This window comes from Paracoccus marcusii (assembly GCF_006151785.1).
GTDB lineage: Bacteria > Pseudomonadota > Alphaproteobacteria > Rhodobacterales > Rhodobacteraceae > Paracoccus > Paracoccus marcusii.
Genome location: NZ_VDDD01000039.1, coordinates 1 through 20,106 on the forward strand (window position 1 = coordinate 1; position 20,106 = coordinate 20,106).

The 20,106-nt window shown below is 69.5% G+C and carries 25 protein-coding genes, 1 tRNA gene and 1 other RNA gene; 18 read left to right on the forward strand and 9 right to left on the reverse strand.

Going from position 1 to position 20,106, the window contains the following annotated elements; all coding sequences use genetic code 11:
• A partial coding sequence (locus tag FHD68_RS08195) for a PfkB family carbohydrate kinase (protein ID WP_244297801.1) occupies positions 1 to 542 on the reverse strand: 542 nt, incomplete at its 3' end.
• Positions 526 to 882, reverse strand: coding sequence for an ArsR/SmtB family transcription factor (locus FHD68_RS08200; protein ID WP_045999391.1), 357 nt, complete (start codon positions 880 to 882; stop codon positions 526 to 528). The genes FHD68_RS08195 and FHD68_RS08200, both read right to left, overlap by 17 nt.
• 189 nt (positions 883 to 1,071) lie before the next feature.
• On the opposite strand from FHD68_RS08200, the gene FHD68_RS08205 reads away from it, so the two are divergent.
• From FHD68_RS08205 to FHD68_RS08225, 5 genes are all read left to right on the forward strand, one after another.
• Positions 1,072 to 1,446 carry an AtpZ/AtpI family protein gene (locus FHD68_RS08205; RefSeq protein WP_045999390.1) on the forward strand — a complete coding sequence of 125 codons (375 nt, stop codon included), beginning with the start codon at positions 1,072 to 1,074 and terminating at the stop codon, positions 1,444 to 1,446.
• 2 nt (positions 1,447 to 1,448) lie between these two features.
• On the forward strand, positions 1,449 to 2,198 hold the full coding sequence (locus FHD68_RS08210) for a F0F1 ATP synthase subunit A (protein ID WP_045999389.1): 750 nt from the start codon (positions 1,449 to 1,451) through the stop codon (positions 2,196 to 2,198).
• An 88-nt stretch (positions 2,199 to 2,286) separates the two neighbouring features.
• Positions 2,287 to 2,523, forward strand: coding sequence for a F0F1 ATP synthase subunit C (locus FHD68_RS08215; protein ID WP_022707390.1), 237 nt, complete (start codon positions 2,287 to 2,289; stop codon positions 2,521 to 2,523).
• A gap of 75 nt (positions 2,524 to 2,598) precedes the next feature.
• On the forward strand, positions 2,599 to 3,234 hold the full coding sequence (locus tag FHD68_RS08220) for a F0F1 ATP synthase subunit B' (protein WP_084693672.1): 636 nt from the start codon (positions 2,599 to 2,601) through the stop codon (positions 3,232 to 3,234).
• Positions 3,231 to 3,794 (forward strand): F0F1 ATP synthase subunit B, encoded by a 564-nt coding sequence (locus tag FHD68_RS08225; protein WP_045999388.1) that lies wholly within the window; start codon positions 3,231 to 3,233, stop codon positions 3,792 to 3,794. The genes FHD68_RS08220 and FHD68_RS08225 overlap by 4 nt, the downstream gene beginning before the upstream one ends.
• Before the next feature lie 61 nt (positions 3,795 to 3,855).
• Here FHD68_RS08225 and FHD68_RS08230 read toward each other — a convergent pair whose 3' ends face one another.
• Together FHD68_RS08230 and FHD68_RS08235 are read right to left on the reverse strand one after the other, a co-directional pair.
• Positions 3,856 to 4,638: a FadR/GntR family transcriptional regulator gene (locus tag FHD68_RS08230; protein ID WP_127898304.1), complete on the reverse strand. Its 783-nt coding sequence runs from the start codon at positions 4,636 to 4,638 to the stop codon at positions 3,856 to 3,858.
• A 99-nt stretch (positions 4,639 to 4,737) separates the two neighbouring features.
• Complete coding sequence (locus tag FHD68_RS08235) at positions 4,738 to 5,409, reverse strand: YiaD family glycine zipper/OmpA-like lipoprotein (protein WP_127898305.1); 672 nt, start codon at positions 5,407 to 5,409, stop codon at positions 4,738 to 4,740.
• A gap of 244 nt (positions 5,410 to 5,653) precedes the next feature.
• Between FHD68_RS08235 and nth the strand changes: the two genes are divergently transcribed.
• From nth to FHD68_RS08260, 5 genes are all read left to right on the forward strand, one after another.
• Positions 5,654 to 6,316, forward strand: a complete 663-nt coding sequence (gene nth / locus FHD68_RS08240; RefSeq protein WP_127898306.1) for an endonuclease III — start codon at positions 5,654 to 5,656, stop codon at positions 6,314 to 6,316.
• Positions 6,313 to 7,341, forward strand: coding sequence for an adenosine kinase (locus FHD68_RS08245; RefSeq protein WP_127898307.1), 1,029 nt, complete (start codon positions 6,313 to 6,315; stop codon positions 7,339 to 7,341). The genes nth and FHD68_RS08245 overlap by 4 nt, the downstream gene beginning before the upstream one ends.
• 149 nt (positions 7,342 to 7,490) lie before the next feature.
• Positions 7,491 to 8,753 carry a beta-ketoacyl-ACP synthase II gene (gene fabF / locus FHD68_RS08250; protein ID WP_045999383.1) on the forward strand — a complete coding sequence of 421 codons (1,263 nt, stop codon included), beginning with the start codon at positions 7,491 to 7,493 and terminating at the stop codon, positions 8,751 to 8,753.
• A complete protein-coding gene (gene mltG, locus FHD68_RS08255) occupies positions 8,753 to 9,934 on the forward strand; it encodes an endolytic transglycosylase MltG (protein WP_176695014.1) in 1,182 nt (393 codons plus the stop codon). Before fabF ends, mltG begins: the two co-directional genes overlap by 1 nt.
• Positions 9,935 to 10,022: 88 nt before the next feature.
• Positions 10,023 to 10,472, forward strand: coding sequence for a hypothetical protein (locus FHD68_RS08260; RefSeq protein ID WP_127898308.1), 450 nt, complete (start codon positions 10,023 to 10,025; stop codon positions 10,470 to 10,472).
• Position 10,473: 1 nt separating this feature from the next.
• Here the strand turns inward: FHD68_RS08260 and rnpB are convergent.
• The 5 genes from rnpB to gatC all read right to left on the reverse strand — a co-directional run bounded on the left by rnpB (position 10,474) and on the right by gatC (position 13,598).
• An RNA gene (rnpB, locus tag FHD68_RS08265) (RNase P RNA component class A) lies at positions 10,474 to 10,848 on the reverse strand.
• A gap of 33 nt (positions 10,849 to 10,881) precedes the next feature.
• Entirely contained in the window at positions 10,882 to 11,526 is a 645-nt protein-coding gene (locus tag FHD68_RS08270) for an N-acetylmuramoyl-L-alanine amidase (RefSeq protein ID WP_240542388.1), read from the reverse strand.
• Between the two features lie 7 nt (positions 11,527 to 11,533).
• Positions 11,534 to 11,800 carry a hypothetical protein gene (locus FHD68_RS08275; RefSeq protein ID WP_127898309.1) on the reverse strand — a complete coding sequence of 89 codons (267 nt, stop codon included), beginning with the start codon at positions 11,798 to 11,800 and terminating at the stop codon, positions 11,534 to 11,536.
• Positions 11,801 to 11,829: 29 nt separating this feature from the next.
• Complete coding sequence (gene gatA, locus FHD68_RS08280) at positions 11,830 to 13,314, reverse strand: Asp-tRNA(Asn)/Glu-tRNA(Gln) amidotransferase subunit GatA (RefSeq protein WP_127898310.1); 1,485 nt, start codon at positions 13,312 to 13,314, stop codon at positions 11,830 to 11,832.
• A complete protein-coding gene (gene gatC, locus FHD68_RS08285) occupies positions 13,311 to 13,598 on the reverse strand; it encodes an Asp-tRNA(Asn)/Glu-tRNA(Gln) amidotransferase subunit GatC (protein ID WP_042244485.1) in 288 nt (95 codons plus the stop codon). Before gatC ends, gatA begins: the two co-directional genes overlap by 4 nt.
• A 74-nt stretch (positions 13,599 to 13,672) precedes the next feature.
• On the opposite strand from gatC, the gene FHD68_RS08290 reads away from it, so the two are divergent.
• The 8 genes from FHD68_RS08290 (at position 13,673) to FHD68_RS08325 (ending at position 20,091) form a co-directional block, all read left to right on the forward strand.
• Complete coding sequence (locus FHD68_RS08290; RefSeq protein ID WP_127898312.1) at positions 13,673 to 14,602, forward strand: AEC family transporter; 930 nt, start codon at positions 13,673 to 13,675, stop codon at positions 14,600 to 14,602.
• 113 nt (positions 14,603 to 14,715) lie between these two features.
• A tRNA-Glu gene (locus tag FHD68_RS08295) sits at positions 14,716 to 14,790 on the forward strand.
• 234 nt (positions 14,791 to 15,024) lie between these two features.
• A complete protein-coding gene (rpmG, locus tag FHD68_RS08300) occupies positions 15,025 to 15,192 on the forward strand; it encodes a 50S ribosomal protein L33 (protein WP_042244479.1) in 168 nt (55 codons plus the stop codon).
• A 107-nt stretch (positions 15,193 to 15,299) separates the two neighbouring features.
• A complete protein-coding gene (locus tag FHD68_RS08305; RefSeq protein WP_127898313.1) occupies positions 15,300 to 15,758 on the forward strand; it encodes a (2Fe-2S)-binding protein in 459 nt (152 codons plus the stop codon).
• A complete protein-coding gene (locus tag FHD68_RS08310; RefSeq protein WP_341872752.1) occupies positions 15,686 to 17,983 on the forward strand; it encodes a xanthine dehydrogenase family protein molybdopterin-binding subunit in 2,298 nt (765 codons plus the stop codon). The genes FHD68_RS08305 and FHD68_RS08310 overlap by 73 nt, the downstream gene beginning before the upstream one ends.
• On the forward strand, positions 17,980 to 18,594 hold the full coding sequence (locus tag FHD68_RS08315) for a hypothetical protein (RefSeq protein WP_127898314.1): 615 nt from the start codon (positions 17,980 to 17,982) through the stop codon (positions 18,592 to 18,594). The genes FHD68_RS08310 and FHD68_RS08315 overlap by 4 nt, the downstream gene beginning before the upstream one ends.
• A gap of 79 nt (positions 18,595 to 18,673) precedes the next feature.
• A complete protein-coding gene (locus FHD68_RS08320; protein WP_127898315.1) occupies positions 18,674 to 19,507 on the forward strand; it encodes an XdhC family protein in 834 nt (277 codons plus the stop codon).
• Positions 19,504 to 20,091: a nucleotidyltransferase family protein gene (locus tag FHD68_RS08325; RefSeq protein WP_139085515.1), complete on the forward strand. Its 588-nt coding sequence runs from the start codon at positions 19,504 to 19,506 to the stop codon at positions 20,089 to 20,091. Before FHD68_RS08320 ends, FHD68_RS08325 begins: the two co-directional genes overlap by 4 nt.
• The last annotated feature ends 15 nt before the right edge of the window (positions 20,092 to 20,106 follow it).

The window sequence follows — 20,106 nt, forward strand, 5'->3', positions numbered from 1 at the left end:
GCCGCGATCAGCGGCTCCAGGCGCTCGGCCTTGCCGGGGCTGGCGGGCACCACGCGCAGATCGGCGCGCATCAGGCGCGCGTCGCGGGCGATGGCCGCCAGCAGTTCCTCGGTCAGGTTGCCGTCCAGGACCACGGGGCCGGTCCAGGCGGGCAGGGCGTCCAGCGGCGCCAGGATCGCCGCGCCGGCCAGCTCCAGGCTCAACGCGTCGGCCACGGCAGCGATCAGCCCCTCGCTGTCCTCGATCGCCATATAGCAGTCGGTGGGCAGGCCCGCGTCACGCGTCAGATGCTCGGTCATCACGCCAAGACGCTGCGCCTCGGCGATCAGGCCCTCGCCCTCGGAATCGCGGCCCACGGCGGACAGGACCGACGGTGTCATGCCCCACCGCGCCAATGCGACAGCCACGTTCAGCGCCACGCCGCCCGGCAGGTGGCGAATGCGGCCCGGCACGTCGGCACCCGGCGCCATGCGGCGCGGCGCGCGGCCGATCACGTCCCACAGCATCGCGCCGATGCACAGCACGTCAGGCGTCTTGGTCATCGTCATCCCCCAGCTGGGCGTTCAGAAAACGTTCGAAATCGTCCAGGTCCACCGGGTCGAACTGCCCGAACCCCTGCATCCAGACCGAGGCCTGGCGCATCCCGTCCGGGTCCAGCTTGCACCAGGTGATCCGGCCGCGCCTCTCCTGCCGGATCAGGCCGGCGGCCGCAAGCACCGCCAGATGCTTGGAGATCGCCGCAAGGCTGACCTGGAACGGATCGGCCACGTCGCTGACCGCCATGTCATCCTCCAGCAGCATCGACAACACCCGACGCCGCGTCGGGTCCGACAGGGCCGCAAAGATCAGATCCAGCCGGTCCGGCGGGGTGGGCGGGGTCATGGCGGGGCTTTCTGCGGAGGGCGATGGTCAACCGGGCGGTTGAATGATGGCGCGGCGCGATCGGGATTGCAAGATTGCCGTCATCGAAGAAAGACAATGTGGATCAATGCGTTGCAGGCAGGTCTCAGTTGCTTGACTTGGGGGGCGTCTGCCCCTAGACAGCGCCCAACGACGTCAGGGGCGTGACAGATGGCCGAAAGACCCCAGGGCGATGCGGACAGGGCGGCGGATGCCGACCGGCTGCGCGCACTGGAGGCCAAGCTGGCCGCCCTGACGCCAAAACCCGAAGGCCCCGGCCCGATGGGAAAGTACGAACAGGCAAACCTTGCCTGGCGGATGGTGATCGAACTTGTGACCGGCCTGGGGCTGGGCTTCGTGTTCGGTTACGGGCTGGACTATCTGATGGGCACGACGCCCTTCCTGATGGTCCTGTTCATCTTCCTCGGCCTTGCGGCTGGCGTCAAATCCATGATGCGCACCGCGTCCGAGCTTGACAGGAAATCCGGCCCCGCGCCGGAAGGCGAAAAATCCGGCGAACGGCCGGACCGTGACGAAAGGGACTGATCGTGGCGACGGAAGCGACTGGCGGCGGCCTTGAATTCCACCCGATGGACCAGTTCGTGGTCTCGCCGCTGTTCGGTGACGGGCCCGTGGCGTGGTACACGCCCACCAACGTGACGCTGTGGCTGGCGCTGACGGCGCTGGCATCCATCGCGCTGCTGGTGCTGGGCACCCGCGGCCGCGCCATCGTGCCGAACCGCGCCCAGTCCATCGCCGAGATGGCATACGGCCTGGTCCACAAGATGATCGAGGACATCGCCGGCAAGGATGGCCTGCGGTATTTCCCCTACATCCTGACGCTGTTCATGTTCGTGGTTTTCGCGAACCTGCTGGGCCTGCTGCCGCTGGCCTTCACCACGACCTCGCACATCGCCGTCACCGGCGTTCTGGCGCTGGCGGTGTTCTTCGGCGTCACCATCATCGGCTTCGTCAAGAACGGCGCGCATTTCCTGGACCTGTTCTGGGTGCGCTCGGCGCCGCTGGCCGTGCGCCCGGTCTTGGCCGTGATCGAGGTCATCAGCTACTTCGTGCGTCCGCTGTCGCTGTCCATTCGTCTTGCGGGCAACATGATCGCCGGCCACGCCGTCATCAAGGTTTTCGCGGGCTTCGCGGCCATCGCCGCCGTCGCCCCTGTCGCCATCATCGCGGTCATCGGGATGTACGCCTTCGAGGTGCTGGTCGCCATCGTCCAGGCCTACGTGTTCACCATCCTGACCTGCGTTTACCTCAAGGACGCGCTGCACCCGTCGCACTGACGCGACGGTCCTCGCAGCCCCTGCGCGGTCCCGCATCGGGTCCGCATCCACCAAGATCGACCAACTTCCAACCGCAAGGAGAAATACCATGGAAGGCAATATCGCAGAACTGGGCCAGTACATCGGCGTCGGCCTGACCGCGTTCGGCATGGGCTTTGCCGCCCTGGGCGTCGGCAACGTCGCCGGCAACTTCCTGGCCGGTGCCCTGCGCAACCCGTCGGCCGCTGCCGGCCAGACCGCCACGCTGTTCATCGGCATGGCATTCGCCGAAGCACTGGGGATCTTCTCGTTCCTCGTCGCGCTTCTGCTGATGTTCGCGGTCTGATCCACGGCCATCCTTGCGGCGGGGTGGGGGCCTGTCCCCCGCCCCTTCGTTCGTTCCAAGGCCATGGGGTAGGATATGTTCAGCCTGTTGCAAGAGGCCGCCACCACCGCGGTCGAAACCACTGAGGGCGCGATCGTCATCGACGATGCCGCGACCCACGGCGCCGATGCCGCGACCCACGGGGTCGATGCAGCCGGACACGCCGCCGAAGCCGCGGGCCTGCCGCAGCTGGATATCGCCACGTTCGGCAACCAGATCTTCTGGCTGGTCGTCACGCTGGTGGTCCTTTATCTGGTCCTGTCGCGCGTGGCCCTGCCGCGGATCGCGGCCGTTCTGTCCGACCGTCAGGGTGCCGTCACCGGCGATCTGATGGCCGCCGAAGAATTCAAGCTGAAGGCCCGCGAGGCCGAGGCTGCCTATGACAAGGCGCTGGCCGATGCCCGCACCGAGGCTCAGGCCATCGTCGCCCGCAACCGTGCCGAGATCCAGGCGCAGTTGGACCAGGCGATCGCCAAGGCCGATGCCGAAATCGCCGCCCGCACCGCCGAATCCGAGGCGCGCATCCGCGAGGTCCGCGCATCCGCCGATGTCAGCGCGCGCGAGGTGGCACAAGATGTCACCGCCGAACTGGTCCGCACCTTCGGCGGCCAGGCCGACGACGCCACCGTGGGCGCAGCCCTGGACGGGCGCATGAAAGGGGCCGTGCAATGAACCGCATGATCGCAACGCTGATCTTGTTCAGCGCCGGACCCGCCATGGCCGCATCGGGCGACTACGGTTTCTTCTCGCTGCGCAACACCGACTTCATCGTGCTGCTGTCCTTCCTGGGCTTTATCGGGGTGCTGGTCTACTTCAAGGTCCCCGGCCTGATCGGCGGCCTGCTGGACAAGCGCGCCGAGGGCATCCGCAACGACCTGGACGAGGCCCGTCGCCTGCGCGAGGAAGCGCAGGAGATCTATGCCAGCTACGAGCGTCGCTCGCGCGAGGTCAAGACGCAGGCCGACCAGATCGTCGCCAACGCCAAGCGCGAGGCCGAGGCCCAGGCCGCCACGGCACGCGAGGATCTGTCCCGGTCGATCGACCGTCGCCTGCAGGCGGCCCAGGACCAGATCGCCAGCGCCGAGAACGACGCCGTGCGTGCGGTCCGCGACCGTGCGGTCGCCGCGTCCATCGCCGCCGCCGCCGAGATCCTGGCAGGCCAGGTGCGCGCCGGACAGCGTTCGGCCGGCATCGACGATGCCATCGAGGACGTGGCGCGTCGCCTGAACTGAGATCGCCCGGTCCCACACCCGGCCAAGACTGATCGAAAGGGCCCCTTCGGGGGCCTTTTTGCTATGGCGCGCGGCGGTTCTGCAGGCGCAGCCGTGCGACGGCCGCGTGATCGTCGGCACGCCGCTGCGCGGTCAGGGTGCGGGCGACCAGGTCCAGATGATCCTCCAGTACGGCACGGGCGCGGGGGCCGTCGCGGGCCTGCAGCGCATCGTTGATCGCGATATGCTGGTCCAGCAGGCGGTCGCGCAGTTCCGGGCTGGCAAAGATGCGCGGGCGGTTGAACAGCATGCCCTGGCGCAGCAGATCCTGCATCGCGCGCATCAGGTGCAGCGCGATCAGGTTGTGGCTGGATTCCACGATGGCCATATGAAGATCGGCGTCCAGCGCGGCCTCGATCTGCGGATCGGGGCTGGCATGGGCATGGCGCATGGCCTGGACGATGCGGTCCAGCACGGCCAGGTCGGTCTCTCCGGCGGCCATGGCGGCGCGTTCGGCGGCCAGCCCTTCCAGGTCCTTGCGGAAAGTCAGATAGTCGTCGGCCGCCTGCGGATGGCGCGCGATCAGGCGGACCAGGGCAGGAGAGAACGCGCTGCCCAGCACGTCGGCCACGAAGACGCCCGCGCCCGGTCGGGTGACCAGCAGCCCGTCGGCCTGCATTGTGGCCAGCGCCTCGCGCAGGGAAGGGCGGCTGACGCCCATGCGTTCGGCCAGTTCGCGTTCGCCCGGCAGGCGTTCGCCGGGGCGCAGCACGCCCTGCAGGATCAGGGCCTCGATCTGGGCCACGACGGCGTCGGACAGGCGGGCGGCGTCGATGGGCTGGAAGGGGCTGTCGGCGTCGGACATGGCGGTATCCCGGGGTTCTGGAAGGCCATCCTAGAACCGGACCCTGCCAATGCAAAGAGGCCGGGCAATGGCCCGGCCTCTGGTCGCGATGCGGCAGGATTACTGCGTCGGGCGGATCAGGATCTCGACGCGACGGTTCTGCGCGCGGCCCGCGGCGGTATCGTTCGATGCGATCGGCTGGTTGTAGCTGGCGCCAAGCGCCGACAGGCGACCCGATGCCACGCCGGCGGCGGCCAGGATGCCCGCGACCGATTGCGCGCGGCGCTGCGACAGGTCCTGGTTCAGGGCGGCGCTGCCGGTGTTGTCGGTGTGGCCCACGACCTCGACCCGGCTGTTCGGGTACTGGTTCAGGTTGCGCGCGACGGCATAGAGGTCGGTCTGCGCCGGGCCGGACACGGCGGCCGATCCGGTGGCGAACAGGATGCCTTCCGGCAGGATGACCTGCAGGTAGCTGCCGCGGTTGACGATCTGCACGTTGGGGTTGCTGATCGACTGTTCCAGCGCCGCTGCCTGGCGGTCCAGGATGTTGCCGGCCACGGCACCTGCGGCGGCACCGATGATCGCGGCGCGTGCGGCGTCGCGGCCTTGGTTGTTGCTGTCGCTGTCACGCGTGCCGCCATAAAGCGCGCCCACGGCGGCGCCGGCCAGCGCGCCCTGCTGGGTGCGGCTGAGGCCGGTGGCACCGGTGCCGGTATCGGTCATCGCGGGCGCGCAGGCGCCCAGTAGGGTCAGGCCACAAACGGCCAGGATCGAAGTCTTGCGGAGGTTCATCGGGCTCCCTTTCCTTGGGTCGCGGGCGGGCCTTGGTGCCGCACCCGGTGCGTTCGTGGCTGCCCCGGCGGTTGGTGGAACCGATTCCGGGATCTGCCGTCAACGCGTGGCAAGCTGTCGCAGTTCCGCGCCAAAGGAAAGTCACTGTTTCGTGGAGGCCACTGGAAACGCGGCAGAAACCCGCCCGTGTCCCGCCGGGACGGGGCGCGCTTGCAAACGGGCGCGGCGGCGGTCACAAGCAGGCATGGCCATCCAGCGTCGCATTCCGCCCCCGTTGCCCTTTGCCGATCAGGTTGCGATCTTTTCGCGCCTGGCCGAGGCGAACCCGGCGCCCGAGACCGAACTGCTGTTCGTGAACCCCTTCACCCTGGTCGTGGCGGTCGCGCTGTCGGCGCAAGCGACGGATGTAAGCGTGAACCGCGCGACGCGGGGCCTGTTCGCGGTGGCCGACACGCCCGAGAAGATGCTGGAACTGGGCATCGAGGGCGTGACCGAGCATATCAGGACCATCGGGCTTTATCGTCAGAAGGCCAAGAACGTCATCGCCCTGTCGCGCATCCTGGTCGACGATTACGCCGGGCAGGTGCCCGACAGCCGCGCCGCCCTGACCAGCCTGCCGGGTGTCGGGCGCAAGACGGCCAATGTCGTGCTGTCCTGTGCCTTCGGCCATCCGGCGCAGGCGGTCGACACGCATATCTTTCGGGTGGGCAACCGCACCCGCATCGCCCCGGGCCGCGACGTCGACGAGGTCGAGCGCGCGATCGAGGACAACGTCCCCGTCCGGTTCCAGACGCACGCGCATCACTGGCTGATCCTGCACGGGCGCTATGTCTGCCAGGCGCGCAAACCCCGCTGCGGCATCTGCCCGATCCGCGACCTGTGCCCCTATGAGGAGAAGACCGCATGACCACCCCGGACCGGACTGGGCCCTATATCATCGGCATCGGCAATGCCGTGATGGACATCATCGCGCCGACCGAGGAAGCGCGGCTGGAGGCCCTGGGCATCACCAAGGGCATCATGCAGCTGGTCGACCGAGAGCGGTCGGAATACCTGATGGCCGCCCAGGCCGACGACCATTCGGCGCGCCGCGACCAGGCGCGCATGGTCGCGGGCGGCAGCGTGGCGAACACGCTGGCGGGCATCGGCGGGCTGGGCTTGCGCACGGCCTTCATCGGCAGTGTCGCCGATGACGAGATCGGGCGGCTTTATGCCCGCCAGACCGAGGCCGCGGGCACGCGCTTTGTGAACGCGCCGGTGGCGGGGGCGGGGCTTCCCAGTTCGCGCACGATCATCTTCGTCACGCCCGACGGAGAGCGGTCGATGAACACCTATCTGGGCATCTCGGCCGAGCTGGGGCCGGAGGATGTCGCGCCCGAGGTGTTCGACGGCGCGGGCTGGCTGTTCCTGGAGGGCTATCTGTTCGACAAGGACAAGGGGAAGGCCGCGTTCCTGAAGGCCGCCGACTGCTGTCACGCGGCGGGGGGACAGGCGGGCATCGCGCTGTCGGACCCGTTCTGCGTGGACCGTCACCGCGATGATTTCCGCCGCCTGGTCGCGGGTCCGATGGATTACGTGATCGGCAACGTCCACGAATGGCAGTCGCTGTACCAGGTCGAGGATCTGGAAGAGGCGCTGCGCCTGGCACAGGCGGATTGCGGCACGGTGATCTGCACGCGGTCGGGCGACGACGCGATCCTGATCCGGAGTGGCGAGCGCGTTACGGTGCCGGTCCGGCGCGTCGTGCCGGTGGACGCGACGGGGGCGGGCGATCAGTTCGCGGCGGGGCTGATCTATGGCCTTGCCTCGGGGCATCCGCTGGAGGTCGCGGGACGCATGGGCATCATCGCGGCCTCCGAGGTGATCGGCCATGTGGGCGCGCGCCCGCAATCCGACATCCGGGCCCGGTTCCGGGCCGCGGGCCTGGGCTGATCTGCGTCCCGCGAGGTGCCGGGGGGCCAGCCCCCCGGACCCCCCGGCGGCGCGCCGCCATGGCCCGCCCATCGCAATTTCGTGGCGTTGCGCGGCAGGGGGGGCGCGTGTATCAGGGCTGAAATTACGAGCAGCTGAAGGAATTGCCGATGCGCAGGGTTGTTGTCACCGGGCTTGGGATGGTCACGCCACTGGCGTCCGGCGTCGAGGCGACGTGGGAACGTCTGCTGGCCGGGAAATCCGGCGCGGGACCGATCACGCGCTTTGACGCGTCCGACGTGGTGACGAAATACGCCTGCGAGATCCCCCTGGGCGACGGCAGCGACGGCACCTTCAACGCGAACGACTGGATGGAGCCCAAGGACCGCCGCAAGGTGGACGACTTCATCCTGTACGGCATCGCCGCCGCGCATCAGGCGGTGACCGACGCGGGCTGGATGCCCGAGGACGAGGAAAGCCGCCTGCGCACGGGCGTGATGATCGGCTCGGGGATCGGCGGGCTGTCGTCCATCGCGGACACGGCGGTGCTGATCAAGGAGCGCGGGCCCAAGCGGGTGTCGCCCTTCTTCATTCCCGGCGCGCTGATCAACCTGATCTCGGGGCAGGTGTCGATCCGCTACGGCTTCAAGGGGCCGAACCACGCGGTGGTCACGGCCTGTTCGACCGGCGCCCACGCCATCGGCGATGCGTCGCGGATGATCCGCTATGGCGATGCCGACGTGATGATCGCGGGTGGCGCGGAAAGCCCGATCAGCGAGATCGGCATCGCGGGCTTCAACGCCTGCAAGGCGCTGTCGACCAAGCGCGAGGACGACCCGCAGGCGGCCAGCCGCCCCTATGACGCGGATCGCGACGGGTTTGTGATGGGCGAGGGCGCGGGCGTCGTCGTGCTGGAGGAATACGAGCACGCCAAGGCGCGGGGCGCCAAGATCTATGCCGAGGTGCTGGGCTATGGCATGTCGGGCGATGCCTATCATATCACCGCGCCAAGCGAGGACGGCGATGGCGGATACCGCGCGATGGAGGCGGCGCTGCGCAGCGCGAACCTGACGCCGGACCGCATCGATTACATCAACGCGCACGGCACCTCGACCATGGCCGACACGATCGAACTGGGCGCGGTCGAACGGCTGATGGGCGATGCCGCGTCTGGTGCGGTCATGTCGTCGACGAAATCCAGCATCGGTCACCTGCTGGGCGCGGCCGGCGCGGTCGAGGCGATCTTCTGCGTGCTGGCGATCCGCGACCAGATCTGCCCGCCGACGATCAACCTGGACAACCCCGCCGTGACGCCGAAGCTGGATCTGGCGGCCAATGCCGCGGTGCGCCGCAAGGTTGACGTGGCGCTGTCCAACAGCTTCGGCTTTGGCGGGACCAACGCCAGCCTCGTGCTGGGGAAGGTCGCCGGATGATCTGGCGCAACATCGCCTCGAACTTCCTGACGCTGGCCATCGTGCTGCTGATCGCGGCGGCGGCGGCCGTGGCCTGGGCCAAGCGCGAATTCAGCGGGCCGGGCCCGAGCGCCATCGCGCAATGCGTCCAGATCTCTCCGGGCGCCAGCCTGAACGCGGTCAGCAACCAGCTGGCGGCGCAGGGGGCGATCTCGAACGCCTACATCTTTCGCGCCGGGGCCGACTACATGGACAAGGCGCGCGACCTGAAGTTCGGCAGCTTCCTGATGCCGCCGCAGGCCAGCATGGAGCAGATCGTCGAGACGGTGACGGCGGGCGGCCCCTCGACCTGCGGGACCGAGGTCGTGGTGCGCGTCGGCGTGCGCGAGAACACTGTCCTGCTGCGCGACACCAACCCCGAAACCGGCGCCTATGAGGAAATGGCGCGCTGGACCCCCGGCAGCGGCGACCGTCCGGCGCCCCTGGTCCAGGCCCAGGACCGCGCCGACGTGCGCCTGTCGCTGGTCATGGCCGAGGGCGTCACCAGCTGGCAGGTGGTCGAGGCGCTGCGCGCCGCCGATTTCCTGACCGGAGAGGTGGCCGAGATCCCGGCCGAGGGAAGCCTGGCGCCCGACACCTACCTGCTGGAGAAGGGCGGCGACCGGAACGCGATCCTGGCCCAGATGGCCAGCCGCCAGGCCGCCATCCTGGCGCAGGAATGGGAGGCGCGTCCCTTCGGCATGCCCTATGAGACGCCCGAGGAGGCGCTGATCATGGCCTCGATCGTCGAGAAGGAGACGGGGCAGGCGGACGAACGCCCGCAGGTCGCGAGCGTCTTCGTGAACCGCCTGCGCCAGGGGATGCGCCTGCAGACCGACCCCACGGTGATCTATGGCGTCACGAACGGGCAGGCGGTGCTGGACCGCGGCCTGCGCCGGTCGGAGCTGGACACGCCCACGCCCTTCAACACCTACCGGATCGACGGACTGCCGCCCACGCCCATCGCCAATCCGGGCCGGGCTGCGATCCGCGCGGCGCTGAACCCCGACGAGACGGACTATCTGTACTTTGTCGCGGACGGCACCGGCGGGCACGCCTTCAGCCGCACGCTGGAGGAACACAACGCCGCCGTCGCCCGCTGGCGCGAGATCGAACGGCAGCAGGGCCTGCCCGCGGACAGCCCGGTCCAGACCGCGGATTGATCGCGCAGGTTTGACAAACACGGCCCCCGGACGCAGGCTTGCATCCGGGGGCCTTTCTCATGGCCCCATAGCCTTGGGAGGAGCCGTGATGATACTGCCCGACATGCTGAAAACGCTGACCGACAATGCCCGCCAGTTTCAGGAACGCCTGACCGAATGGCAGGCCGCGATGGCCAAGGGCCAGGAGGAGGCGATGGAGCAGGCCCGCCAGTGGCAGGCCCAGGCCATGCAGCAGCAGCAGGAGGTCAACGCCCGCGTCATGGCCCAGATGGAAGGCGCCAGCGAGGCCATGCAGAGCCAGTGGCAGCAGATGCAGAAGGCCTGGGAGGACCAGTTCGCCACCATGCAGAAGCAGGGCGAGGAGATGCGCGCCAAGGCCATGTCCGCCGCGGGCGGCACCGGCGGCAGCGCATTCGCCGATTGGGCCGAGACGTATGCCGCGCAGATGGTCGCCTTCACCCAGAAGATGCAGGGCGAATCCGCCAAGGCGATCGCCACCGCGACCGAGGCGCGGGGCAAGGGCGGCAAGAAGGCCTGAGTTGCGCGGAGGGCCTGTAAGCCGGATTTTGTCCACCGCTTGCGCGGCTGGATGACCATTCCTCTGGTCCGTCCGTTACCGGACGGATCTAGCTGCCTACCCGGATCTGCTGGGGCAAGGCGGCCCTGCGGATTGCTCCGCGCGCGATCCCTATTCGGCATTGCTCCTGGTGGGGCTTGCCATGCGGGCGCTGTTGCCAGCCCCCCGGTGGGCTCTTACCCCACCGTTTCACCCTTACCCATCCGGGGATGGGCGGTCTGTTCTCTGTGGCGCTATCCCTGGGGTTGCCCCCGCCGGGCGTTACCCGGCACCATCGCCTCATGGAGTCCGGACTTTCCTCGACAGGTCGCCCTGCCGCGGTCATCCAGCCCTCCGCGCGCCGCCCGTATGGGACGCGGCGCGCGGGGCGTCAAGGGGCTGCCGCCCCAAGAAGCCGCGCGACGGTGCGGCGGTCGTCGGCCGTCTCAGGGCCCGCGGCCCAGGGACGGTGGCGCAGGCGGAACGCATCCAGACGCGCTGGCACGTCGGGATAGCCCAGGGCGGACAGGCCCTCCGCCAGAGCGGGGTCAGGGTCGGTCGGCGCGGGGCGGGCGAACGTCGCCAGACCCTCGGCCGCCAGGGCCTCCCAGTCAAAGCGGGGGCCGGGGTCGATCTTGCGGCCCGGCGCCAGGTCGGAATGGCCGATCACGCCAGCGGGCCCGATGGACCAGCGGTCCATGATGTCGCGCAGCAGGCGGCGCAGCGCGGCCATCTGCGGCGCAGGATAGGGGCGGTCGCCGGGATTGGCCAGCTCGATCCCGATGGACCGGCTGTTGACGTCGTCCAGCTCCTGCCACCGTCCAGCCCCCGCATGCCATGCCCGGCGGGTTTCGCAGACCAGTTGTTCGGTTGTGCCGTCCGCATCGATCAGCCAATGCGCGCTGACCTCGGCCGCGGCATCGCACAGCCGCGCTCGTGCCGATGGGCTGTCCGCCATGCCGGTATAGTGGATCACGATCAGGGACGGCACCTGCCCGCGGCGGTCGCCGTGATTCGGGCTGGGAAAGGCTGTCACGGTCGCCCTATGGCGCGGGTCGGCGGATGCGCAGGCCCATCGTGGGCGGGATCGGCACGGGGTCCGAGCCCGCGATCTGCGCGCCGGTGGGCGCCTGGACCGGAAGGGCGATGGGGATCGTCGCGGCCGGGGTCGTGCCGGTGACCAGCGCCGCCTCGCGTGCGGTGCGGTACTGGCCGTACCGGTCGGCCTCGAACTGATAGTTCGGGTTCCAGCCCCGATGTTCCCCGCATCCGGCCAGCGCCAGCACCCCGATCATCCACCAGCCGCGCATGACGCCTCCATCGGTCCGTTTCGCGGACGTTACCACCAGCGATCCGGCTTGGCCACAAATCCCGCAGCGCGTTCCAGCACCTGCGCCTGGTTCAGCAGACCGCCCTCCTCGAAGGGGCGACCGATCAGCTGCAGGCCCAGGGGCAGGCCCTGCGCGTCCTGTCCCACCGGCACCGCGATGCCGGGCAGGCCCGCCAGGTTCAGCGTCACCGTGAAGACGTCGTTCAGATACATCTGCACCGGATCGCCCTTGTCGCCCGAGCCAAGCGGGAAGGCCGCCGAGGGCGTCGCGGGCGCCAGGATCGAATCGACGCCTGCCGCAAAGGCTTGGTCGAAATCGCGCTTGATCAACGCGCGCACGCGGCGGGCGCGGTTGTAATAGGCGTCATAGAAGCCCGCCGACAGCACATAGGTGCCGATCATCACCCGGCGCTGAACCTCGGGGCCGAAGCCCTGGGCGCGGGTCTTCTCGTACATCTCGGTGATGCCGTCGCCCTTGCCCAAGGTGGCGCGGTGGCCATACCGCACGCCGTCATAGCGGGCCAGGTTCGACGATGCCTCGGCGGGCGCGATCACGTAATAGGCGGGCAGGGCGTATTTCGTGTGCGGCAGGCTGATGTCAACGACCTCGGCGCCCGCATCGCGCAGCATCTCGGCCCCCTGACGCCACAGGGCGTCGATGGCGTCGGGCATGCCATCCACGCGGTATTCACGCGGGATGCCGATGCGCTTGCCACGGATGTCGCCGGTCAGCGCGGCCTCGAAATCGGGGACGGGCAGGTCGGCGCAGGTGCTGTCCTGGGGATCGGCGGATGCCATCGCGCCCAGCATGATCGCGGCGTCCCGCACCGTGCGCGTCATCGGCCCCGCCTGGTCCAGGCTGGAGGCGTAGGCGATGACGCCCCACCGGCTGACCCGGCCATAGGTCGGCTTCAGCCCCACCGTGCCGGTGAAGGCCGCGGGCTGGCGGATCGATCCGCCCGTATCGGTGCCGGTCGCGCCCAGGCACAGATCGGCCGCGACGGCTGCGGCCGAACCGCCGGAACTGCCGCCCGGGGTCAGCTGCGCGCCGTCCGGCCCGCGCCAAGGGTTCACCGCCGGGCCATAGCAGCTGGATTCGTTGGTCGAACCCATGGCGAATTCGTCCTGGTTCAGCTTGCCCAGCATCACCGCGCCCGCGTTCCACAGGTTCTGCGTCACGGTCGATTCGTATTCCGGGGTGAAGCCCTGCAGGATGCGGCTGCCGGCCTGCGACGGCACGCCCTTGACGCAGAAGACGTCCTTGACGCCCACCGGGATGCCGGTCATCGGCGCGGCGTCGCCCGCCTTGATGCGCTGATCGGCAGCGCGGGCCATGTCGCGCGCCATGTCGGGGGTGTGATGCACGAAGGCGTTCAGCGCGCCCGCGGCGTCGATGGCGCCTAGGCAGGCATCGGTCAGCTCGACCGAGGTCAGATCGCCTGCGCGCAGCGCGTCGCGCGCGTCGGCAATGGTCAGTCGGTTCGCGTTCGTCATTCCACCACCTTCGGCACGGCAAAGAACCCCTCGCGGGCGTCGGGGGCGTTGGACAGGATCTTGTCGGCCATGCCGCCCGAGGTCACAACATCCTCGCGCCGCTTCAGGCGCATGGGGGTGACGCCGGTCATGGGTTCCACGCCCTCGACATCGACCTCGTTCAGCTGGTCCATGAAATGCAGGATGCCGGACAGATCGCGCGCCAGGGCGGGCAGGGCGGCATCATCGACCGCGATGCGCGCCAGATGGGCGACCTTGCGGGCCTGATCCTCGGTGATCGACATGACGTTTCCTTTCGTTGGCCGCGGGTCTACAACCCCGCGCGAAAGGCCGCAAGACGCACGGCCGAAAGGTCCCCATGCAAGCAGCCCTGGCCGTCATCCCCGTCATAGCCCTTGTCCTGCTGGGCCATCTGGCGCGGCGGGGCGGGCTGATTCCCGCCGCCAGCTGGCCGGGAATCGAGCAGTTGGGATACCGCGTGCTGTTCCCGGCGATCCTGCTGACGTCGATCTATCGGTCAGAGCTGTCCCTGGGGCGGCTTGGCCCCTATCTGGGCGCGATGGCGCTGGCCTTTGCGGCGACCGGGGCGCTGGCTCTGATCTGGGCCGCGCGCCGGGATCAGACCGGGCCGCGCAGCAGTTCGCTGTTCCAGGGCGCGTTGCGGGTCAATTCGCTGCTGATCCTGGCGGTCGCGGCCCAGGGCCTGGGCGGGCAGGCGCTTGGCGACCTGGCAGTGGCCTTTGCGTTCCTGATCCCGGCGTTCAACATCTCGGCCATCGTGGCGCTGACGCTGCTGTCGGACGGGCCGCGCCCCGCGGGGGCCACGGCCCGCATCGGCGCCGAGATCGGCCGCAACCCAATGGTGCTGTCCTGCGCGGCGGGGCTGGCGCTGAACCTGTCGGGCGTCGCGCTGCCCGCGGTCGTGCTGTCGCCGCTGGACTGGCTGGGGCAGGGGGCGCTGGCCGTGGGCCTTCTGGCGGTGGGGGCGGGGATCGATCCCGCGCGCCTGTGGCAGCGCGACCCGGCGCTATGGCTGGGGGTGTGGTTGCGGCTGGCGCTGTGCCCGGTGATCTTTTTGGCCGCCGCGCTGGTCATCGGCCTGCCTGCAGGGCAGGTCGCGTCGGGCGTGCTGGCCACGGCCGCACCGGGGGCGCCCGTCGGCTATATCCTGGCGCGCCAGATGGGCGGAGACGCCGATTTCTATGCCGCGATCTTCACCTGGCAGACTGTCCTTGCGGCACTGACCTTGCCCTTGTGGCTTATTTTCGCAGGATTTCTTGGGGCCTGAGGGCCGCGTGCGATTTTTTTCGGGCAGGTCCGTTTTTTTGGCTTGCAGCCTCTCGCGGCTTTGCCTAAACACCGCCTCACGCCGCCAGGGAAGACTGGCAGCGGACAGAAAGTGGCCCGTTCGTCTATCGGTTAGGACGTCAGGTTTTCAACCTGAAAAGAGGGGTTCGACTCCCCTACGGGCTGCCACTTCTTTCCCCACATCGACGGACTGACCAACGCCTCGGCTTCCTGCCAGGGGCGTTTCGCATGGTGCAGGGCGTTTATCGTCGGCGCGCCGTTTTCTGCGACCAAGACCCATGTTTTCGTGCCAATCCGCGGCTTTGGCGGTTGACTCCGCCACCTGCGGGGCTAAAAGGCGGCTTCGATAAGAATTCCACGGGGTTTGCGGCGCGCGATTGCCCCGAAGCAGGAGCAACAACCATGGCGAAGCCGACCACCATCAAGATCCGGCTGAACTCGACCGCCGGCACCGGCCACTTCTATGTGACCAAGAAGAATGCCCGCACGATGACCGAAAAGATGTCCGTCCGGAAATACGACCCGGTCGTGCGTCAGCACGTCGAATACAAGGAAGGCAAGATCAAGTAAGATCTGTCTGTCCGACTGCGCAGGGGCCGCCATCCGCAAGGATTGGCGGCCTTTTGCCATGGACGCGCCCGCTTGCGCGACGCGGCGGGCTGCGGCAGATTGCGTCCATGCGACTGATCGTCAACGGAAACACCCATGACCTGGACGCCGACCCGCAGATGCCGCTGCTGTGGGCGCTGCGCGATCTGCTGGGCCTGACCGGCACGAAATACGGTTGCGGCATCGCGCAATGCGGGGCCTGCACGGTGCACATGGACGGCATGGCGGTGCGCGCCTGCCAGATCCGCCTGGCCGACGTGGTCGGAGTGGTCACCACGATCGAGGGGCTGGGCACGCCCGACGACCCGCATCCGGTCCAGGCCGCCTGGATCGAGCAGCAGGTCGCCCAATGCGGCTATTGCCAGTCCGGCCAGATCATGCAGGCCGCGTCCCTGCTGGCGCTGAATGCAGACCCGTCAGACGCGGACATCGACCACGCGATGTCGGGCAACCTGTGCCGCTGCGCGACCTATCCCCGCATCCGCGCGGCGATCCGGTCGGCGGCGATCCGCATCGGGTCTGCCTGATGCCGCGCGCGGGGCGGATCGCGCGGCGGGGTTTCCTGATCGGGTCGGTCGCCGTGGCCGGGGGCGTGGCCTTTGGCGCCTGGCGCTATGCGCGCCCGCTGCCGGATCCCTTTGCGGGGACGGATGCAGGCGCGCTGAACCCCTATGTCTTGATCGACGTGGATGGCGTCACGCTGGTCGCGCCGCGCGCCGACAAGGGGCAGGGCGCCCGCTGGCTGCAAGCCGCCCTGATCGCCGAGGAATTGGACATCGACCCCGCCACCGCCCGTATCGTGCCGGGCCCGGTCAGCGCCACGTACTATAACCGCGCGTTGATCTCGGATTTCATGCCCTTTGCGCCGACCGATACCGGTTGGCTGGCAGAAACCGCACGGGGCGCTGCCGACATTCCCGCGCGCCTGCTGGGCTGGCAGATGACCGGTGGGTCCAGCTCGACCACCGACGGCTTCGACAAGCTGCGCCAGGCGGGCGCCGTCGCGCGCGAGACGCTGAAGCAGGCCGCCGCCTTGCGCCACGGGCTGGACCGCGCCGATCTGGACACCGCGGAGGGCGCGGTGATCCTGCCCGACGGCACGCGCATCCCCTATCCCGACCTGGCCCGCGACGCCGCCGCGACGCCCCCCGTGACCCAGGTCGTGCTGCGCGACCGGTCGCAGTGGCGCTGGCTGGGCAAGCCGATGTCGCGCGCTGACGTGGTCGCGAAATCGACCGGCACGCAGGTCTATGGGATCGATCTGGTCCTGCCCGACATGCTGCACGCGACGGTGCGGATGGCGCCCTGGGGCGGGACGGTCGCACGGCTGGACCCCGTCGCGGCCGAAGGCCTGCCCGGCGTCCTGCGCGTGCTGCCGATCACGGGGGGCGTCGCGGTTCTGGCGCGCGACACCTGGTCCGCGATGCGGGCCGCGCAGGCGCTGGACGTCGAATTTGCGGCCCCCGATACGGCGGGCGATCAGCAGGCGATCTGGGCCGCGCTGCAGGCCGCCCATGACGCGGGCGACATCGACAGCCGCAAGCGGGACGATGGCGACGTGGATGCGGCCATCGGCCCCGGCGATTTCACCGCCGAATACCGCGTGCCCTTCCTGGCCCATGCGCCGTTGGAGCCGATGAACGCCACCGTGCTGGTGACGGACGATGCCTGCACCATCTGGGCCGGCACGCAGGTCCCCGATTTCGCGGTCGCCCGCGCCGCCGCCCTGACCGGTCTGCCCAAGACCGCGATCCGGCTGGAGAACCAGATGATCGGCGGCAGCTTCGGCCGCCGGCTGGAGATCGACTTCATCGCCCAGGCTGTCCAGATCGCGATGGCCGTCCCCGGTCGTCCGGTCAAGCTGACCTGGTCGCGCGAGGAGGATTTCGCCTATGACCAGCCCCGCCCCGCGCAGATCGCCCGCGTCCGGGGCCGCGTGACCGCCGATGGCGTGCAGGCGCTGGACCTGGCGGTGGCCAGCCCGTCGGTCATCGCCTCCTGGTTCGGGCGCGTGGCCAGCGCGCCGCCCGGACCTGACCTCAGCATCACCACCGGCGCATGGGACCAGCCCTTCGCGATCCCGCATTTCCGCGTGACGGGCCTGCGCGCGCCCGAATCGGTGCCGGTCAGCAGCTGGCGGTCGGTGGGCGCATCGTCGAACGGCTTCTTCCTGGGCACCGCCTTGGACGAGATGTTCGCGCAGGCCGGCATCGACCCGCTGGAGGGGCTGTTGCGCCTGTGCGACCACGCCCCCTCGCGCGCGGTGCTGGAGGGGGTCCGCGACCTGTCGGGCTGGACCGGCCGCGACGCGGGGCAGGGGCGCGGGCGGGGGGTGGCGTTCTGCCTGTCCTTCGGCGTGCCCTGCGCCCAGGTGGTCGAGGTTCAGGACACACCGCAGGGCATCCGCCTGACCCAGGCCTTTGCCGTGGCCGATGAGGGCATCGTGCTGGACCCGGTGAACGCCGATGCGCAGCTGTCGGGCGGCATGCTGTTCGGGCTGGGCCATGCGATGAACTGCGAACTGACCTATCGCGACCACCGCCCCGATCAGACCAATTTCCATGCCTACGAGGGGTTGCGCATGCACCAGGCCCCCGCCGTTCAGGTCCGCCTGCTGGAGAACGGCCCCCTGCGGGGCCTGGGCGAACCCGGCGTTCCGCCCGCCGCCGCGGCCTTGGGCAATGCGATCTTCGCCGCGACGGGCCTGCGCCTGCGCGACCTGCCCTTTGCCCGGGGGGTGCGGTTCGCATGATGCGTCTGCTGGCCCTGCTGCTGATGACCGGCCCGGCCTGGGCCGAGGGTGTCATGCCCTCGATCGTCGCTCCGCCTGCGGCGGGATCGGTCAGCACCGCCGACGGTCTGGCGGCATGGGACCGCGTGCGGCAGGTCGTGTCGCATCCGCGCTGCGCCAACTGCCATGTCGGGCCCGATCACCTGCCCATGTGGTCCGGCCCCGAATATCCCGAACCCCGCCCGCACGGCATGCATGTCAGCGGCGGCGACAGCCGCATGGGGGTCGAGACGCTGCCCTGCGCCACCTGCCACGTCACCGCTTCGACGCTGGAATCGGATCCGCATCAGGCACCGAACGCGATGATCCCCTGGCAGCTGCCCCCGGTCGAGATGGCATGGTTCGGCCTGGACGGTCCCGCCCTGTGCCGCCAGCTGCGCGACCCGCAGCGGAACGGCGGGCGCGACTGGGTCGAGCTGGCCGAACACCTGCGCGACGATGCCAGCCACGGCGGCTTTGTCGCTTGGGGTTTCGCGCCCGGCGGTGGCCGCGAACCCGCGCCCTTCGGCCTGCAGGCGCATATCGACGACGTGGTGAAATGGGGGGCAGCCGGACAACCCTGTCCGGAATGACCATCCTGGTCGCTTTTTCGGCATCCAAATCGGGCCGACTGCGTTAGGCTGCCAGCACCGATTGCCGAAAGCCTGCGCCATGTCGATTTCCGCCCCCATCACCGCCACCGCCGACTGTCCCGTCAAGGCGCTGCTGCGCCGTCCCGGCGGGTCGCTGGCCATGCTGACCGATGCCAAGGGCGGCTTTCCCCGCCACCCCGGCGCGATGATGGCACTGTGGCCCGATGGCGGTCGCGTGGGCCGTCTTGGCGCGGGCTGCATCGATGCGGACATCGCGGCGCATCTGGACGCGCCCGGCCCGGTGACGCGGCTGACCTATGGCGTGGGCGGCCCCGTCGATCTGCCGCTGCCCTGCGGCGGCACGGTGCAGATCGCGCTGATCCATAAGCCCGACCCCGACTGGCTGGGCGCCATCTGGGACGACCGCATCCGCCGGCGGACCGGCAGATGGTGCCTGAACCTGCGCACCGGTGCGCCCTGCCGCGCGGGCGATCCCGACCCCGACGACTTTTCCCTGGTCCTGCCGCCGCCTCCCGCGTTCCAGATCCACGGAGAGGGGGACGAGGCGCAGGCCCTGACCACCCTGGTCACGGCGATGGACATGCCCGTGATGGGACAGGACGCGACGCCGGATGCCCATACCGCCGTGGTGACGCTGTTTCACGACCACGACCGCGAACTGCCCGCGCTGGCCCGCGCACTGCGGTCAGAGGCGTTCTACATCGGCGCGCTGGGGTCGCGGCGGGCGCAGGCGGCACGGTTGGCCGCGCTGACCGAACAGGGGTTCGACCTGGTGACGCTGGACCGGATCACCGGGCCTATCGGCGTCGTCAGCCCGGCCCGCGATCCGCGCCTGATCGCGGCCTCGGCCCTGACCCAGATCCTGGCCGCCTACGAGGTGCTGACAGCGTGACCTGCACCGGCCTGCTGCTAGCGGCTGGCGCCTCGCGCCGTTTCGGTCCGTCGGACAAGCTGCTGGCGACGGTTGCGGGGATGCCGCTTGTGGCGCATGCCGCGCAGGCGATGCGGGCCATTCCCTTGGACGACCGCATCGCCGTCATCGCCAATCCCGCACTGGCACCGTTGCTAGATGGTTTCCGCATCGTCCTGATCGCGCAGGGCCAGCAGTCCGACAGCCTGCGCGCGGGCCTGTCCGCGGCCGGCACTCCTGACCGCCTGCTGATCGCGCTGGGCGACATGCCCGACGTCACTGCGGCGCATCTGACGCAGATCGTCAGCCTGGCCGCGGATGGTCTGCCGTCCTGCAGCCATGACGGCATCGCGCCCCTGCCCCCCGCCTGCTTTCCGCGCGACTGGCTGCCCCGGCTGGCGCAGCTGACCGGGGATCAGGGCGCGGGTCGGCTGCTGCGCGATCTTGCGCCGTCCAGACAGGTTCCCGCGCCGGGCCTTTTGCGCGACATCGACCTGCCCGAACAGATCAGCCCGCCGCCATCGGGGCGGCCGCATGACGCCGCAGGGGGGTGCGGGGGGATGTGAAATCCCCCCGCCGTC

Coding starts and splice junctions, on each gene's coding strand:
- FHD68_RS08225 (WP_045999388.1), top strand. CDS start 3,231: ATGAACCGCATGATCGCAACGCTGATCTTGTTCAGCGCCGGACCCGCC.
- FHD68_RS08200 (WP_045999391.1), bottom strand. CDS start 882: ATGACCCCGCCCACCCCGCCGGACCGGCTGGATCTGATCTTTGCGGCC.
- FHD68_RS08260 (WP_127898308.1), top strand. CDS start 10,023: ATGATACTGCCCGACATGCTGAAAACGCTGACCGACAATGCCCGCCAG.
- FHD68_RS08220 (WP_084693672.1), top strand. CDS start 2,599: ATGTTCAGCCTGTTGCAAGAGGCCGCCACCACCGCGGTCGAAACCACT.
- FHD68_RS08215 (WP_022707390.1), top strand. CDS start 2,287: ATGGAAGGCAATATCGCAGAACTGGGCCAGTACATCGGCGTCGGCCTG.
- rpmG (WP_042244479.1), top strand. CDS start 15,025: ATGGCGAAGCCGACCACCATCAAGATCCGGCTGAACTCGACCGCCGGC.
- fabF (WP_045999383.1), top strand. CDS start 7,491: ATGCGCAGGGTTGTTGTCACCGGGCTTGGGATGGTCACGCCACTGGCG.
- FHD68_RS08230 (WP_127898304.1), bottom strand. CDS start 4,638: ATGTCCGACGCCGACAGCCCCTTCCAGCCCATCGACGCCGCCCGCCTG.
- nth (WP_127898306.1), top strand. CDS start 5,654: ATGGCCATCCAGCGTCGCATTCCGCCCCCGTTGCCCTTTGCCGATCAG.
- gatA (WP_127898310.1), bottom strand. CDS start 13,314: ATGACGAACGCGAACCGACTGACCATTGCCGACGCGCGCGACGCGCTG.
- FHD68_RS08245 (WP_127898307.1), top strand. CDS start 6,313: ATGACCACCCCGGACCGGACTGGGCCCTATATCATCGGCATCGGCAAT.
- FHD68_RS08320 (WP_127898315.1), top strand. CDS start 18,674: ATGTCGATTTCCGCCCCCATCACCGCCACCGCCGACTGTCCCGTCAAG.
- FHD68_RS08235 (WP_127898305.1), bottom strand. CDS start 5,409: ATGAACCTCCGCAAGACTTCGATCCTGGCCGTTTGTGGCCTGACCCTA.
- FHD68_RS08305 (WP_127898313.1), top strand. CDS start 15,300: ATGCGACTGATCGTCAACGGAAACACCCATGACCTGGACGCCGACCCG.
- FHD68_RS08290 (WP_127898312.1), top strand. CDS start 13,673: ATGCAAGCAGCCCTGGCCGTCATCCCCGTCATAGCCCTTGTCCTGCTG.
- FHD68_RS08275 (WP_127898309.1), bottom strand. CDS start 11,800: ATGCGCGGCTGGTGGATGATCGGGGTGCTGGCGCTGGCCGGATGCGGG.
- FHD68_RS08205 (WP_045999390.1), top strand. CDS start 1,072: ATGGCCGAAAGACCCCAGGGCGATGCGGACAGGGCGGCGGATGCCGAC.
- FHD68_RS08315 (WP_127898314.1), top strand. CDS start 17,980: ATGATGCGTCTGCTGGCCCTGCTGCTGATGACCGGCCCGGCCTGGGCC.
- gatC (WP_042244485.1), bottom strand. CDS start 13,598: ATGTCGATCACCGAGGATCAGGCCCGCAAGGTCGCCCATCTGGCGCGC.